Here is a 14,345-nt window from a genome sequence, read left to right on the forward strand (position 1 = left end):
GGGGCGCGTCAGACGCTTTCGCGCCTTCCGCGGCCCCGCACACTGAGGGCGCGGCTCACGGCCGGCCTCGTCGTGCTCCTCGCGGTCAGCTGCGCGGCCGTGGGACTGGCGGCGGTGGTGGAGCTGAACGGCTTCCTCACCGGCCGGCTCGACCAGCAGCTGCGCGAGACGGGCGTACGGTTCCCGGCGAGCCTCGAGCACGGTGAGAAGCGCCCGTCCGACCACGACGGCGACGAGGACGGCGACGGCGACACCCGCCGTCAGACCGTCGGCACCTTCGGCGCCCGGCTGGTCGGCGACAAGGTGACCAACGCCGCGGTGGTGGGCTCCAGCACGGGCGCGGGCGTCCAGAACGTTCCGCTCGGAGCCGCGGACACGGGAACGCTCGCCCGGGTGCCGGCCGACGGCAGGGGCCACACGGTCGATCTCGCCTCGCTCGACGACTACCGGGTGATGGCGGTCCGGGGCAGGGACGGCGACGTTCTGGTCACCGGGCTGCCCATGGAGCCCGTCGAGGCCACCGTCCACCGGCTGGAACTGGTCGCCGCGGTCGTCTTCGGGGCCGCGCTCGTCGTGGCCGGCTTCGCGGGGGCGCTGTGGGTGCGCTGGTCGTTGCGACCGCTCAGCAGGGTGGCCGCGACCGCCACGAGTGTCAGCCGGCTGCCGCTGTCCAGCGGCGAGGTCGAACTCTGGCCCCGCGCGCCCGAGACCGACCCGCGCAGTGAGGTCGGACGGGTCGCCCGCGCTTTCAACACCATGCTCGGCCACGTCGAGGACGCGCTGACCAAACGGCACGCGAGCGAGGAACGGCTGCGGAGTTTCGCCGCCGACGCCAGCCATGAGCTGCGCACACCCGTGGCGTCGGTCCGCGGCCACGCCGAACTCGCCCTGCTGCACCCCGGGCCGGTGCCGCACAAGGTGGTGCGTGCCCTGGAACGCATCGAGGCCGAATCTGCGCGCATGGGAGAGATGGTCGACGACCTGCTGCTGCTGGCCCGCCTCGACGCGGGCCGCCCCCTGGAACGGCTGCCCGTCGACCTGACCCGCCTGGTCCTGGACGCCGTGACGGACGCGCAGGCCGCGGGCCCAGGACACCGCTGGAAGCTGGAGCTGTCCGAGGAGCCGGTGACGGTGCCGGGCGACGCCCACCGCCTCCATCAGGTGCTGGCCAATCTGCTGGCCAACGCCCGCCTGCACACACCCGTCGGCAGCACGATCACCATCTCGCTGGAGAGCGAGGACCGCACAGCGGTCCTGAAGGTCCACGACGACGGACCCGGCGTCGCCGCCGACGTCCGGCCCAGGGTGTTCGAGCGCTTCACGCACGGGGACCGCCGCCGGACGGGGGGCTCGGAGACCGGCACCGGTACCGGGCTCGGCCTGTCGATCGTGGCGGCGGTGGCGGAGGCCCACGGCGGGAACGTCAGCCTCGACAGCGGCCCCGGCTCCACCACCTTCACCGTGCGGGTCCCCGCCGGTGACGGGTGATCACACGCCGTTCGTCCGGCCGGGCCGCGGGTGGGTGAACGGCGACGGCTCCCGCCCTGAGAACAGGGGGGAGCCGTTCACGCGTGGGGACGCGTACGCCGTCAGCGGGTCACGCGTGGCGGTGCGAATGCCGGTTGCCGGCGACGGCGCGGTAGAGAGCGAGCAGGATGAAGGAGCCGACGATCGCGGCGATCCACGTCGAGAGGTCGAAGAACCCGTCGATGGAGTCGACGCCGAAGATCACCTTGCCGAGCCAACCGCCGAGCAGACCGCCGGCGATCCCGATGAGCATGGTGATGATGATGCCGCCGGGGTCCTTGCCCGGCATCAGGGCCTTGGCGATGGCGCCGGCGAGCAGACCGATGATGATCCACGCAATGATGCCCATGAGGGGTCTCCGCTTCGTCGTGTAAAGACAGTGTTAGCTCTCGTGTGCACCGAAAGCGCGGGGACAAACGTCTCGATGCCGAGTCCTTGACGGCACAAGCGAGTGACCGGCCGTGCTACGTACCGGTATCGGCTCGCAGTGTCTGGCGGACGGACCACGCAACGGCCACCAGCGGTACGGCGACCACGGCGCCGATCACTCCCGCCGCGACCGCTCCGCCCACCACCGCCAGTGCCACCACGACCGGATGCAACCGGACGGCCCAGCTCATCACGAGGGGGTGCAGGAGGTGGCCCTCGATCTGTCCGATGACCACGATCAGGGCCACGACCAGCAGGGCGATGAACGGCCCCTTCGACGCGAGAGCGACGACGGATGCGACCGCCAGGGCAATGGGCGAGCCGATCAGGGGGATGAAAGCGGCCAGGAACTCCAGCAGCGCCAACGGCACGGCGAGCGGCACCCCCAGAGCGTACAGCGCGATACCCACGAGGACCGCGTTGGTCGCCGCCACCAGCAGGATGCCGTGCGTGTAGCCGGTGAACGTCCGCCAGGCGGCCTTGCCGGTGACGGTCAGACGCCGACGCGCGCGCTCCGGGAACTGGTCGCACAGCCACTGCCACTGCCGGTCGCCCGAATGCGTGAAGAAGACCGCGCAGAACAGGGCCAGGGCCAGTACGGTCAGGACCTCGACCAGTCTGCTCGCCCCGCTGAGCGCCGTACTGATCAGGGTGGAGCGGTGACTTGACACGAGGTCACCGATGCGGGCCTGGAGGTCGTCGAAGGCGTTCGGGGGAAGCCGGAAGGGGGGTTCCTCCAACTGCCGCTCGATCCGGTCGATTCCCGCCACGAACTCCTTCTCCAGGCCGCTTCGCTGATCCGCCGCGGTCTCACCCACCAGGACCAGCACCCCGAGGACGAGGGCGATGCCGCCGATGAGCGCGGTGGCCACCGCGAGCGGCCGGGGCACGAACCGGGCGAGGAGGCCGGCCACGGGGCGGAGCACGGCGGTGATGACGAGACCGAGGAAGACGGCGACGGCGATCCGGTGGAACTGCCCGAGCACGGAGAACGTGACGCGGACGACGACACCGACGGCGATGATCCTCCATGCGTAGGCGGCCGCGCTCCGCAGCAGGGCCGGCACGCGCGGCTCCTCGCCGCTTTGTCCTCCGAGCGGCGGGGCGGGCTGATCGGGGGGTGTGGGCACCCCATGCCCGTACCACTCGCCGACGGCCGCACCGCGGCGCGGGCCCGAACTTCCCCCGAAGGCCGGTACCGGTTCGGCGGGGGAGGCGGCCCGGCCCCGGGCCGGGTGGCGCCGATCGCGACGGCCGGGTGCGTCCCGGAAGGAGCCGGTGCGGTTCGCCGGTCACGCCGAGACACACCGGGGAGCCGCCCGCGGACGAACGCCCGGGCGGAGACGCCGTCGCGGTCAGGCGGGCTGCCAGAGCTCGACCCGGTTGCCCTCGGGGTCGGTGACCCAGCCGAAGCGCCCGACACCCTCCATCTCCTGCGTCTCTTCGGAGACTTCCGCTCCCTTGGCCCGCACCTGCGCGAGCATCGCGTCCAGGTCGCGGACCCGGAAGTTCAGCATGCTCTGCTGAGTGCGGGACCCGAAGTAGTCGGTCTCGGACTCGAACGCCGCGAACACCGTCGGCCCGGGTTCCTGACGCCACAGGCCGTGTTCGTCGGCGTCCAGGCCCAGACAGTCGCGGTACCACGCGCTCAGTCCCGCCGGGTCCGCGGCCCGCATGAAGTGTCCACCGATTCCCAGCACACGTTCCATGCCGCCATCCTGCCAGGTCCGCGAGGGACCGGCCCGTGCCCACGCGGGTGCTCGGGGGCTCCGCGACCGACGCGGCCGGCCGACGGGCCCCGGAGCCGGCGGCCCTGCCCGGGCGGCCCGTGCCTCGGAGCACCGGGCGCCGGCCGCCGCGTGGACGGCCGGCGCCCGGCCCGCCAGGACGCACCCGCGCACCGCCGCTCAGAAGCTGCCGTAGTTGACCTGCCAGGTCGGCAGGCCCATACGGCGCCACACGGCGACGACACGGTCGCGGTCGTCCAGGGAGACCCGGACCGCGAAACGATGACGCACATGCCGGTCGAAGAGCTCGGCCTTCACCACGTCGTCGCGGCGGCCGTCACCGGCGGCACGCATCCACAGTTCGTCGTACGGAACCTCGTGCGCGCGAAGCCACGCCTCCGTACGTGCGCGGTGCTCCTCACCGCGGCCGGAGAGCAGGACGACGACATCGCCGTCGGCGCTGCGGAAGGAGCGCAGCGCCCCGCGCACCGACACGTTGAGCAGGTCCTCCTCGCAGCGCGTGAAGTCGTAGGCGCCCCGGTCACCCCGGAGGGCGAGCGTGCCGTCGATGTCGCACATGACCGCGGAGGGAAGCGCCGGGTCGGCGGTGTAGGGCTCGACGGAGGGCTCGTCGTTCAGCCACTCCGCGGTGAGCCGCCAGCCGCCTCTCCGGGACTTCGTGTGCTTGTCGGCGAGGAGCCGGATGATCTCCTCGCCGACCGGCCTGTCCCGCTCGGCGTCGCGCCGTACGCACTCCTCCACCGGTACGTCGGTGAAGTCGTGGACGACGAAGGTGGCCTGTCCGCCCACCGCGGCCTTCAGCCGCTTCGGGATGTGCGGCGTCATGTGCGTGTTGTCCACCACGACGTCGAAACCGCCGTCGACCGCCGCCCGCACCGCCGCGTCCTGGATCGCGAGCACGGTCTGCTCATGCGTGTGCGACCGGCCGCGCTCGGGTGCGGGGATGTCCAGCATCATGCGCAGATCGTCGAGGTTGACACGGCGTATCCGGCCCTCGGACTCCGCCTGCAACTTGCGCGCGGCGGTCGTCTTCCCCGAGGCCGGAAGCCCCGTCATGACGTGTACTACGGGCACGGTCAGTTCTCCTCGTCGGTCTTGAACGGGTCGGACGCCTCGGGCCGGGCGGAACGGTAGGTCACGAGCTCGGTCGGGCGTCCGTCCAGGCGCAGGAACATGGCGGGGCGCAGGGACGCGTCGGGCAGCGCCGCCGCGGCGCGGGCGAAGGCTCCCCGGTCGTCGGCGAGGCGGGACAGCGACCGGAAGGCCGCGTCGATCGCCTGCTCGCGGTCGCCCACCTGCTTCTCGATCCCCGCGATGACGCCGCGCACCCAGGCGTCGAACTCGTCGGGCACCTGCTCCAGCAGCGCGTCCAGAGGCCTGCCCCCGGACGTCTCGATGTCCTCGGCCGAGCAGCCGAGCGCCTGGGCCACCTGCTTGGCGGGCAGTCCGGCGAACCGCTGGATGCCGTGACCGCGCCAGATGTCTCGCTCGGTCACACCCGTGATCACCTTGTGGAGCCGGACGTACTCCGCGAGCTTGGCCTTGGCCCGCACACCCGAGGCGAAGCGCAGCACGAAACCCTCCGCCTCGGTACCGGTGGCCGCGCGGCCGCCGGGCAGCCTGTTGGCCTCGGCCAGGGCGAGGAGGTCGGCGAGCGGCATGGCGGGCCACACGGTGACGACCGATCCGATGCCGTTCCAGTGGGCCGCGGCCTCGGCCAGGGCCACTTCGGCGCCGTCCTTGGCGAACGCGGCCAGCAGCACCAGATCACGACGCTCGCCGTAGTCGACGACGATCCGGTTCTGCGGGTAGAGGATCTCCGCGAGGTAGGTCACCCCGGGGACGAGGCCGGACGTGTCCTTGCCGTCGAGCAGCCGCTGCGCCCACGTGGCCTGGGTGCTGGTGAACGAGCCCTTGGACGCGACCCGCCAGCTCCCCGCGTAGTGGAAGACCACCGCGAGGCTGCCGTCGACCTTGTCGTACACCTCGAACGGCTCGTCCGGGAGGCCGGGCGCGTATGACTGACCGGCCTCGTGCTCACCGACGTTGAAGAACTTCGGCAGCGGAAGCGCGACGATCTCACCTGTGCTGTCGTCGGCGACAAGGCCGCGGCAGCGGATGGTCACGCGGTTCCACACCCGCTCGTACTGGCATGTCCTCGTGTACGTGTAGAGGGACAGTGGCAGTTCCGGGTGCGGCTTGCGTGTGACGTGCCCCGCTTCGAGCGCGGCCGCCAGTTCCTGCGGCGGCAGCAGCTCGTGAAGAGTCAGGTGGTCCTGGCTCATGTGTTCCTCCCCTTGCTGGTCCCTGATTGTCACGCGGGGGAGGGTCGCTGAACACCGATTTTGTCTTCGCACGGGGTGAGCAACGCACTGGTCACACAGTGCCTTCGACGCGGCGCGGCACGGCACAGGCGTTTGCCCGGGCGCCGAGGGCCGGCAAGTCGCTGCCGCTGCCGCTGTCCGGTGGGGCGGGCGTGTTCACGGTCACTGCGTGAGCCCGAGGAAAGCGGGCAGCAGCCTCTGTGAGTACGGAAAGCACCTGGCGCCTCACTGTGCGCAAAGGTCATCTCACGCAAGACGGTAAGGAATTGCAGTGGCTGACGCACTGACCGACGGGCAGCCCGAACCGGCCCGGTCCGGGCCGAACGAGATCGCCGGTCTGCCCGCACAGGTCCGACAGGACCTCACGCGCAGGCTGAAGCGGAACAAGCGTCCGTTCCGCGACGACGACGTACAGGTCGTCGAACCACCACTGCTCCGGCGTGCCGTCGGCGCCTCGGCGCTCGGCAACTGCATGGAGTGGTTCGACTTCGGCGTCTACAGCTATCTCGCCGCCACCATCGGAAAGGTCTTCTTCCCCGGCGCGTCTCCCGCCGCACAGGTCGTCTCGTCCTTCGCCACCTTCGCGGCGGCGTTCGTCGTACGCCCCCTCGGCGGTCTCGTCTTCGGGCCGCTCGGGGACCGCCTCGGCCGGCAGAAGGTACTCGCCACCACCATGATCATGATGGCGGTGGGCACCTTCGCCATCGGCCTCATCCCCAGTTACGCCACGATCGGCATCGCCGCACCGATCCTGCTGCTGCTCGCCCGCATGGTGCAGGGCTTCTCCACCGGCGGCGAGTACGGGGGTGCCACGACCTTCGTCGCCGAGTACTCGCCCGACCGCCGTCGCGGCTTCCTCTCGAGCTGGCTCGACTTCGGCACCTTCGTCGGCTACGCCCTGGGATCTGCCCTGGTCACCGGGCTGAATCTCGCGCTCAGCGATGCCGAGATGCTGTCGTGGGGCTGGCGGATCCCGTTCCTGATCGCGGGCCCGCTCGGGGTGATCGGCCTCTACATGCGTCTCAAGCTCGAGGAGTCGCCCGCGTTCCAGCAGCAACTCGACGAACACGAGCAGAGCCTCGCCAAGGAATCGGCGGGCACCGAGTTCAAGACCATCGTCAGGGATCACTGGCGGGCCCTGCTCATCTGCATGGGACTGGTGCTGCTCTACAACGTCACCAACTACATGGTCACGGGGTTCCTGCCCACCTACCAGACCGAGACCCTCGGGCGCTCCAGCAGTTCCGCGGACGTCCTCGTCCTCGTGGGCATGGTGTGGATCGTGGTGCTCATCACCTTCCTCGGCAGGCTCAGCGACCACATCGGCCGACGCCCCCTGTACGGCTATGCGGCGGCGGGCATGATCGTGCTCTCCGTGCCCTCCTTCCTGCTGATCAAGATGGACGGAACCTGGCCGCCGGTCTTCGGCGTGCTGATCCTGTCCACCCTGCTCGCCTGCTTCGCCGCGCCGAGCGCCGCCACGCTGCCCGCGCTGTTCCCGACGGCCGTCCGCTACGCCGCCATGGGCATCGGCTTCAACTTCGCGGTGGCCGCGTTCGGCGGTACCACGCCGCTGGTCACCGAGGCGTTGGTGAGCCTCACCGGGAACGACATGATGCCCGCGTTCTACCTCATGGCGGCCGGCGTCATCGGGCTGGTCACCGTGCGCTTCCTGCCCGAGAGTGCGCAGGTGTCCCTCCACGGCTCCCAGCCCATGGTGGGATCCAAGAAGGAGCGACGGGAACTCATCGCCACCTCGCAGGAGCTGTACAAGGTCGGCCGGGAGACGGCAGGCCGCCGCTGATCCCGTCCGCCGGTGTCCGTCGCCTTCTGCCCGCCTCCCGTACGGCACGGACTGCCCCGACCGTGCGGCTCCGCCGCGACGGCCGTCAGAAGCGTCCCGCCGGGGTCGCTGCGACCCCGGCGTTCAGCGTCTTCGGCCTGGATCAGCAGGCGTCGTATTTCCAGGCGTCGCCCTCCAACGCCCACGGCTGCTTCGTCCGGTCGAACTTGGGCAGGCCCTGCACCTTGTAGGTGGCGCGGCCGAGGTTGCCGGACACGTCGGCCTGTACGTCGGTCGCCTGGTGGTCGGGCCCGTAGTCCGTCTTCGCCCGGGCCACGACGCCGGCGTACGCGACCTTGGTGATCTCCTTCGCGCAGCGCGCGGACAGCATGGCGTACGCGGTGTCGGCGTCGCCGGCGAAGTACGCGGAGGTGTAGACGGCCACTGCGGCCATGAGGTCGTCGCCCACGTGCTCGGCCGGAACGCTGACGGTGGGCTCGGCGGCGGGTGTTCCGCTGTCGTTGGCGGCCGGGGCGTCGTCGGACGAGGAGCAGGCGGTGAGCGCGACGAGAAGCAGAGCTGCGGTGGTGGTGATTGCGCGAGTGCGCATGGGTGTCCCCCCTGGACGGTGATGCCTGACGGTCATGGTGACATGGCCGGACCGGGTGACGGCTGCGCGGGGCGGGTTTCGGCGGGGCCCTGTGACCGGGCTGCCATGAGGGTGTGACAGTCGGGCGCGCCGTCACTTCCGCGGGCGCGTCGGACGGTCGTGCTGCGCGGGCCGGGGCGGCCACCCGCCGCGATGACGAACGTGAGTTGTGGCTTCCCGCCAGGCTCTGGCACCCGACATGCGCGACCGGCGTAAAAGTCGGATAACCGAGCCGTCGACGGGGTAGAACGGAGTCCGGGTGCCTTCCGATCATGGACGGCCCCGCACACAGACCAGCCGGGACCCCCGGCAAGAAGTGAAGGACACAGCATGGCCAGCGGCACCGTGAAGTGGTTCAACTCCGAAAAGGGCTTCGGCTTCATCGCTCAGGACGGCGGTGGACCGGACGTCTTCGCCCACTACTCCAACATCTCCGGCAACGGCTACCGCGAACTGGTGGAGGGTGAGCCGGTCACGTTCGACGTGACGCAAGGGCAGAAGGGTCCGCAGGCCGAGAACATCGTCCGCGGCTGAGACAGCCGCACACCGCCCCACCCCGGGGCCGCGGTCCAGAGCGGACGGGCGACGCGGGATGGGGCGGCACGGCGGCTCGCCCGCCGGGCCCGTGACCCGGGCTCGCGGGCACGAGTCCGTCCCTGCGACGACAAGCGAGGGGCCCGGCATCGCCGGGCCCCTTTGCGTCGGCGCCCGCACCCGGGCGCCTCGAAGGACGGATCAGGCAGGTCCCCCGACATGCCGGACTTCTTCGGCTCGGGTCCGGAGGCGCCATCTCACCTGGACGCCCGTCTCGCCGGGGGCTTCCGGCCCCTGCGGCAGCCGCACACGCTCCACTTCGGTGAAGCCCAAGCGGCGTGCGACGGCACCGCTCGCGGGGTTGGCCTCGTCGTGGTGGATCTCGATGCGATCGATGCCCGGAAGGTTGCGCCCTTCCTGCACGAGGGCGGCCGCGGCCATGGTGGCCAGCCCTTTCCCCGTCCACGCCTGATGAAGCCAATACCCGATGTCCAGACCGCCCGGTCCGATCCGGCGGTGCAGTCCGCAACTGCCGACCACCACACCCTCCGAGGTCATCGCGTAGTTGTAGGCCTCTCCCGAGGCCCACTGCTCCTCGGAGTAGATCAGGAACCTCTCGCCCTGCTTCCGGTCGTGGGTGGCGGCAAAGGGCATCCACGGCAGCAGGTGGTCACGCGACTCGGTGATGGCCCGGTGCAGGCCCTCGATGTCGTCGACACGCCACCGGCGCAGTTCGACCCGGTCAAAGCGAAGCACCTCAGCAGGCTGTCCCATGACCGGGATGCTGCCTCAGCCTCACCGGATCAACAACGCAATTACCGAGAGCGCGCAGAACGGGGAAGGGCGATCGAACGGCTTTCCTCCTGGGCCCGGTACCCGGCGCTCGTGCGGAGGTTCATCGCCGCCTCGTTGCCGCCCCGCACGGGGAACATCAGACCTCCTCGGAGCTCAGAAGGTGCGGTCGGCCACCTTGGCGCGATGGGCCGTCTCCAGGACGGCGCGCAGCCTGTCGGCGGGGAGCGGTGCGGCGGGGGCCTGGAGCATGTGCCCCGCCGGGACCTCGGGGTCGGCGAGGTAGATGTGTGTGTAGGCGCCGGACTCCGGCTCGAAGCGCCAACTCCGCTCCAGGGTGCCGGCGTCGACGGTGTCGAAGCCGAGCCGGTCGATCAGCTCCGCTGCGCGCGCCTTCGCGTCGGGGTCGTCGCCGGCGATGGGCAGGGCGCTGCGGTCCGGGGACCCGCTGGGACGGGCGAGTTGAGGGATGTGGTGGGCCAGGATGTTGTTGAAGGCCTTGACCAGCAGGGCGCCGGGCAGCAGTTGCCGGGCCAGCTCCGTGGTGGTCAGTTCCTCGGAGTCGAGTGCGGCGATCCGGCCGTCCCGGTGGGGGTAGTAGTTGCCGGTGTCGAGCACGGTCCTTCCCCGCAACAGGTCGGCGGGCAGCGAGCGGTACGCGGTCAGGGGGATGCTGAGCAGCGTCTCCTCCCCGGCGCGGGCGGCCTGCTCGATGGTGCCGGCGGTCGCTCGGGGGCCCAGCTCGTCGACGAGTTCCGTCAGGCTCTGCGGGCCGCGCGAGTTGGCGATCACCACGGCGATGTCCGCCGCCACCGCCAGACGCGCGACAGCGGCCCCGATGTTCCCGCTTCCGATGATTCCCAGAGTCCGCATCGCTGCTCCTTGCTTTGGTGGTTCTCCACGTACGGCCAGTAAACGGAGGGTGCTTCCGTTTACCCTTCGGACGATACGGAGATTGCCTCCGTATTGTCAAAGAGGTGGGGTCCGGCGAGGCCGGTCATGGCGCGCAGCCACTGACGCGGCGCGTCCGCGGGGTCGCCGAGCCGGGCGATGTGCTCCCGGCGGGCCACCGCCCGGCTGCTGACATGCGCTGCCGAAGGGGCCCGAGGAGAACTGCGGGTTCGAAGAAGTCCCGTCAGCCCCGTCTCGGAGCGGCGCGACGACGGCCGATGACTGCGGCTACGGCTCAAGGCGGCCACAGGGGTGGGCCGCTCGGCCCGCCCCTCGGTCGTGGGCTCTGCGCAGCCGCTGTGCCGGTGCCCCGTGTGGTTGGAGTACGGAGCATCGCGGGCGCTCCGCACGGATCTCCGAGTAGAGGGGGCATCTGCCCGGCGGGCCCGCGATAGGTTGCCTGTCATGACCGCGCTCGGAGCCGTTGCCTGGCCACCTGCCCCGATCAGGACGGAGCGGCTCGTGCTCCGTGAGTCCGAGGCCCGGGACCGTGCGGCGTTCATCGCGCTGTTCGCCTCGCCGGAGGTGGGCTCCTATATCGGTGGCCCTCGACCGCGTGCTGAGCTTGAGCGGGCGGTGCCTGAGATACCCGGGCGGCGCCCTGGCCTCTTCGTGGTCGATCTCGGCGGAGTGATGATCGGCACGGTCGAGCTCAACCGGCGTGATGCGGAGCGTCGGAGCCATGTGCGTCCCGATGCGGGAGAGGCCGAGCTCGGCTACCTGTTCCTGCCGAGGGCATGGGGACGCGGATACGCCGCCGAGGCGTGCGCTGCGGCGCTCGGCTGGTTCGCCGACGCGCTTCCCGGCGAACCGGTGGTGCTCTGCACCCGGACTGCCAACGCCCGCTCGATGCGCCTCGCTGCGAAGCTCGGGTTCCGCGAGGTGCAGCGGTTCGAGGAGTGGGGTGCCGAGCAGTGGCTCGGCGCGTGGTCTTCCTCGGTCGTGCCGTCCCGCTGAGCCCGCGCCCGGTGCGGCGCGAGTGTCTGCGTTCCAGGGCCGCCCCCAGGTCGGTCTCGGCGGACAGGCGCAGCGACCGGTGGTCCGTGACCGGCTGGCCGCCCGGCCCGATGGGGCTGTGTGGGCCGCTCTCCGTCACCGCTCCGGGTCACATCACACCTCACTGCTCAAGAAGCGAAAATCTATCTTGGTGAGAGTAGACATTGGTCGGTGGTGTGGGTATGGTTTCTCTCGTAGCCCAGAGAGACAAGAGGCCCGGCAGACATGAACTGCCGGGAGCGGTATCGAAGTCGCAGTATCGGTAAGTGAAGTTCGCACCAGGGATGACCGAGGGACGAACGGAGGAGCAGAGCGCCATCAGGATCGCCCGGACAGGAGTCTCGAGTCCGGGTACCGCAGGACATCGATAGTGAGGTGGTCTCCGGTCGAGCAACCGCGATCCCGGCATTCCCGGCAGTGTTCAGGTCGGGTTTGCAGAGGCAGAAGGCCGGCGCAGCAGTAGGGCCGGCAGATGGTGTAGCAATTCCCTCGGGCCCTGGCGCCGTACGGTGCCAGGGCCCCTCCATGCGTTCACAGAGAGGTGAGATGACAGCAGTCGATCCCATCGGCCGTCTCGACGACGACGACTACCCCGCCTACACCATGGGCCGGGCCGCCGAGATACTCGGCACCACGCAGGGCTTCCTGCGCGCCATCGGCGACGCCCGCCTGATCACCCCGCTGCGCTCCGCGGGTGGACATCGCCGCTACTCCCGCTACCAGTTGCGGATCGCCGCCCGCGCCAGGGAGCTCGTCGACCAGGGGACCCCCATCGAGGCGGCCTGCCGCATCATCATCCTCGAGGACCAGCTCGAGGAAGCGCAGCGCATCAACGCCGAATACCGCCGCACCGTGGCCCCGCACACGGCTGACCTCTGATCCGCGGTCACGGCGACGCACCGGACCGTGCCCTTCCATCACTTCGAGAATATGAGCGCATGATCGCCGAAGAAGCCCAGCCGCCCACCCGCGGGCGGCAGTCCCAGCCCGACTCCGGCACCACGCCCGACGCCCGCACCCCGGCGGAGTCGGCGCCTGTCGGCACAACCGTACGGCCGGCTGACGCGCCGGCTGCCGCCGGTGCGGAAAGCGGGGTGGAGCGGGCGGCGGCCGTGCTCAAGCCGAGAATGCGCGGCTGGCTGCATGCCGGCGTGTTCCCCCTGGCGCTGGCCGGAGGAATCGTCCTGATCGCCGTTTCGCGTTCGGCGGCGGCAGTGGCGGCCTGCGCGGTGTACGCGGTTTCGGCCTGTCTGCTGTTCGGTACCAGCGGCGTCTACCACCGCGGGACGTGGGGGCCGCGCGGGGAGGCGGTGCTGCGGAGGCTGGACCACGCGAACATCTTCCTGATCATCGCCGGTACCTACACCCCGCTGGCGGTACTGCTGCTGTCCGGAGGCGCGCAGCGGGTGCTGTTGGCGCTGGTGTGGACAGGCGCCCTGGTCGGCATCGCCTTCCGCATCCTGTGGATCGGGGCTCCCCGCTGGCTGTACACCCCGTGCTACATCGTCCTGGGCTGGGTGGCCGTGTTCTACCTCCCCGACTTCGCACGTGCCGGGGGCGCCGCGGTCGTCGTACTCGTCATCGCCGGCGGTCTGCTCTACACCGCCGGCGCCGTCGTCTACGGACTCAAGCGCCCCGACCCCTCACCGGCCTGGTTCGGGTTCCACGAGGTCTTCCACGCCCTGACCATCGCGGCCTTCGCCGCGCACTACACGGCCATCCTGCTGGCGGCCACATGACCACGCACGTCGATGGGAAACCGTGCCGGTGCGCACAGACACGCCCTAGGGGGTGAACACCTCGTCCAGGCGGTCGATGGCCCCGTCACCACCGAGGTGGTAGGTGAACACCAGCCCGGAATTCGGGTGTGCCTCGAGCCAGTCGAGGAACTCCTGGACGCCGATGTGCTGGTTCTCGGTGCTTTCCACGATGGGGTTGGTGACCGTGACGTACGCGGCCTGGTCCATCGGGATGTAGGTCTCTTTGCCGACCGTCTCGAACGGTGCGCCGTCGGAGTCGGGCTCGCCGCATCCCCAGTTGCCGTACTTGACGATCAGGCTCAGAGATCCTCCTTCCGGCGTGTAGCGGTAGACCGCGACCTCGTCGGGGGAGATGGGCATCTTGTGGTCGCAGTCCTCACCCTCACCGTCTGCCGCTGCCGTGCTCGTCGCCGTGGGAACCGCGGGCTTGGAGGCAATGGGCACAGCGCTGGGGGACTTGGCGCCGCTGCCCGCGTCAGTGGAAGCCTTCGCGGCGGCCTTGCCGCCCGTCGGGCCGGCGTCCGACCCCGACTTCCCGGCGGTGGCGCCGGTCGTGTCGCCGCTGGTGCCGGTAGTCGTCGCGCTCGCTGCGGCGCTACCGCTGCCGCTCCCGCTCGCCGTGCCGCCGTCACCGGAGCAGCCGGCGAGGGACAGCGCCCCTGCGGCGCATACACCCAGCACGACCGCCCGGACGGCGCCCGGTCTGCGACGGCTCTTCCTCGGCGTCTGGTTCATGGTTCGTCCCCCTCTTGCTTGTTCGAGATCTCCGCAAGCCTCGTCGGCTCGGGAGGAAGGGACGAGTTTAGGCCGTCCGTGGTTGCATTCCGGCCAGATGTCGCCGGAGCGCGGGCG

General features: G+C 70.6%; 15 protein-coding genes. 6 read left to right on the forward strand and 9 right to left on the reverse strand.

All coding sequences use genetic code 11. The features are described from left to right. Positions 1 to 72: 72 nt before the first annotated feature. On the forward strand, positions 73 to 1,488 hold the full coding sequence (locus OHS71_RS38920) for a sensor histidine kinase (RefSeq protein ID WP_328484028.1): 1,416 nt from the start codon (positions 73 to 75) through the stop codon (positions 1,486 to 1,488). 109 nt (positions 1,489 to 1,597) lie between these two features. Here the strand turns inward: OHS71_RS38920 and OHS71_RS38925 are convergent, their stop codons facing one another. The 5 genes from OHS71_RS38925 to OHS71_RS38945 form a co-directional block, all read right to left on the reverse strand. Further along, positions 1,598 to 1,876 (reverse strand): GlsB/YeaQ/YmgE family stress response membrane protein, encoded by a 279-nt coding sequence (locus OHS71_RS38925; RefSeq protein WP_328484029.1) that lies wholly within the window; start codon positions 1,874 to 1,876, stop codon positions 1,598 to 1,600. 115 nt (positions 1,877 to 1,991) lie between these two features. Further along, positions 1,992 to 3,023 carry an AI-2E family transporter gene (locus OHS71_RS38930; RefSeq protein ID WP_328484030.1) on the reverse strand — a complete coding sequence of 344 codons (1,032 nt, stop codon included), beginning with the start codon at positions 3,021 to 3,023 and terminating at the stop codon, positions 1,992 to 1,994. Positions 3,024 to 3,311: 288 nt separating this feature from the next. Then, positions 3,312 to 3,665 carry a VOC family protein gene (locus OHS71_RS38935; RefSeq protein ID WP_328484031.1) on the reverse strand — a complete coding sequence of 118 codons (354 nt, stop codon included), beginning with the start codon at positions 3,663 to 3,665 and terminating at the stop codon, positions 3,312 to 3,314. Between the two features lie 198 nt (positions 3,666 to 3,863). Then, positions 3,864 to 4,778, reverse strand: a complete 915-nt coding sequence (locus OHS71_RS38940; protein ID WP_328484032.1) for a phosphatase domain-containing protein — start codon at positions 4,776 to 4,778, stop codon at positions 3,864 to 3,866. Positions 4,779 to 4,780: 2 nt separating this feature from the next. Next, positions 4,781 to 5,989 (reverse strand): RNA ligase, encoded by a 1,209-nt coding sequence (locus OHS71_RS38945; RefSeq protein WP_328484033.1) that lies wholly within the window; start codon positions 5,987 to 5,989, stop codon positions 4,781 to 4,783. Between the two features lie 310 nt (positions 5,990 to 6,299). Between OHS71_RS38945 and OHS71_RS38950 the strand changes: the two genes are divergently transcribed. Beyond that, the gene (locus OHS71_RS38950; RefSeq protein WP_328484034.1) at positions 6,300 to 7,832 is read left to right on the forward strand and encodes an MFS transporter; all 1,533 of its coding nucleotides are present in this window, start codon (positions 6,300 to 6,302) and stop codon (positions 7,830 to 7,832) included. A 142-nt stretch (positions 7,833 to 7,974) separates the two neighbouring features. Here the strand turns inward: OHS71_RS38950 and OHS71_RS38955 are convergent, their stop codons facing one another. Next, complete coding sequence (locus OHS71_RS38955; protein WP_328484035.1) at positions 7,975 to 8,421, reverse strand: hypothetical protein; 447 nt, start codon at positions 8,419 to 8,421, stop codon at positions 7,975 to 7,977. Between the two features lie 369 nt (positions 8,422 to 8,790). Here OHS71_RS38955 and OHS71_RS38960 point away from each other — a divergent pair, with 369 nt between their 5' ends. Further along, positions 8,791 to 8,994: a cold-shock protein gene (locus OHS71_RS38960; protein ID WP_009192932.1), complete on the forward strand. Its 204-nt coding sequence runs from the start codon at positions 8,791 to 8,793 to the stop codon at positions 8,992 to 8,994. 201 nt (positions 8,995 to 9,195) lie between these two features. On the opposite strand, the gene OHS71_RS38965 is transcribed toward OHS71_RS38960, so the two are convergent. Together OHS71_RS38965 and OHS71_RS38970 are read right to left on the reverse strand one after the other, a co-directional pair. Continuing rightward, positions 9,196 to 9,768 carry a GNAT family N-acetyltransferase gene (locus OHS71_RS38965; protein WP_328484036.1) on the reverse strand — a complete coding sequence of 191 codons (573 nt, stop codon included), beginning with the start codon at positions 9,766 to 9,768 and terminating at the stop codon, positions 9,196 to 9,198. A gap of 174 nt (positions 9,769 to 9,942) precedes the next feature. Beyond that, positions 9,943 to 10,659 carry an NADPH-dependent F420 reductase gene (locus OHS71_RS38970; protein WP_328484037.1) on the reverse strand — a complete coding sequence of 239 codons (717 nt, stop codon included), beginning with the start codon at positions 10,657 to 10,659 and terminating at the stop codon, positions 9,943 to 9,945. Positions 10,660 to 11,142: 483 nt separating this feature from the next. Here OHS71_RS38970 and OHS71_RS38975 point away from each other — a divergent pair, with 483 nt between their 5' ends. From OHS71_RS38975 to trhA, 3 genes are all read left to right on the forward strand, one after another. Beyond that, positions 11,143 to 11,694 (forward strand): GNAT family N-acetyltransferase, encoded by a 552-nt coding sequence (locus OHS71_RS38975; protein WP_328484038.1) that lies wholly within the window; start codon positions 11,143 to 11,145, stop codon positions 11,692 to 11,694. Between the two features lie 585 nt (positions 11,695 to 12,279). Next, positions 12,280 to 12,612: a MerR family transcriptional regulator gene (locus tag OHS71_RS38980; RefSeq protein WP_328484039.1), complete on the forward strand. Its 333-nt coding sequence runs from the start codon at positions 12,280 to 12,282 to the stop codon at positions 12,610 to 12,612. Positions 12,613 to 12,671: 59 nt separating this feature from the next. Continuing rightward, entirely contained in the window at positions 12,672 to 13,472 is an 801-nt protein-coding gene (gene trhA / locus OHS71_RS38985) for a PAQR family membrane homeostasis protein TrhA (protein WP_443047137.1), read from the forward strand. 45 nt (positions 13,473 to 13,517) lie between these two features. On the opposite strand, the gene OHS71_RS38990 is transcribed toward trhA, so the two are convergent. Then, on the reverse strand, positions 13,518 to 14,228 hold the full coding sequence (locus tag OHS71_RS38990) for a hypothetical protein (RefSeq protein WP_328484040.1): 711 nt from the start codon (positions 14,226 to 14,228) through the stop codon (positions 13,518 to 13,520). Positions 14,229 to 14,345 lie beyond the last annotated feature (117 nt).

Source organism: Streptomyces sp. NBC_00377 (assembly GCF_036075115.1).
In the GTDB taxonomy this organism is placed as follows: Bacteria; Actinomycetota; Actinomycetes; order Streptomycetales; family Streptomycetaceae; genus Streptomyces.

Excerpts from the sequence above, each read along its gene's own strand:
- OHS71_RS38945 (WP_328484033.1), bottom strand. The coding sequence starts at position 5,989 with ATGAGCCAGGACCACCTGACTCTTCACGAGCTGCTGCCGCCGCAGGAA.
- OHS71_RS38990 (WP_328484040.1), bottom strand. The coding sequence starts at position 14,228 with ATGAACCAGACGCCGAGGAAGAGCCGTCGCAGACCGGGCGCCGTCCGG.
- OHS71_RS38965 (WP_328484036.1), bottom strand. The coding sequence starts at position 9,768 with ATGGGACAGCCTGCTGAGGTGCTTCGCTTTGACCGGGTCGAACTGCGC.
- OHS71_RS38970 (WP_328484037.1), bottom strand. The coding sequence starts at position 10,659 with ATGCGGACTCTGGGAATCATCGGAAGCGGGAACATCGGGGCCGCTGTC.
- OHS71_RS38955 (WP_328484035.1), bottom strand. The coding sequence starts at position 8,421 with ATGCGCACTCGCGCAATCACCACCACCGCAGCTCTGCTTCTCGTCGCG.
- OHS71_RS38935 (WP_328484031.1), bottom strand. The coding sequence starts at position 3,665 with ATGGAACGTGTGCTGGGAATCGGTGGACACTTCATGCGGGCCGCGGAC.
- OHS71_RS38975 (WP_328484038.1), top strand. The coding sequence starts at position 11,143 with ATGACCGCGCTCGGAGCCGTTGCCTGGCCACCTGCCCCGATCAGGACG.
- OHS71_RS38960 (WP_009192932.1), top strand. The coding sequence starts at position 8,791 with ATGGCCAGCGGCACCGTGAAGTGGTTCAACTCCGAAAAGGGCTTCGGC.
- OHS71_RS38925 (WP_328484029.1), bottom strand. The coding sequence starts at position 1,876 with ATGGGCATCATTGCGTGGATCATCATCGGTCTGCTCGCCGGCGCCATC.
- OHS71_RS38980 (WP_328484039.1), top strand. The coding sequence starts at position 12,280 with ATGACAGCAGTCGATCCCATCGGCCGTCTCGACGACGACGACTACCCC.
- trhA (WP_443047137.1), top strand. The coding sequence starts at position 12,672 with ATGATCGCCGAAGAAGCCCAGCCGCCCACCCGCGGGCGGCAGTCCCAG.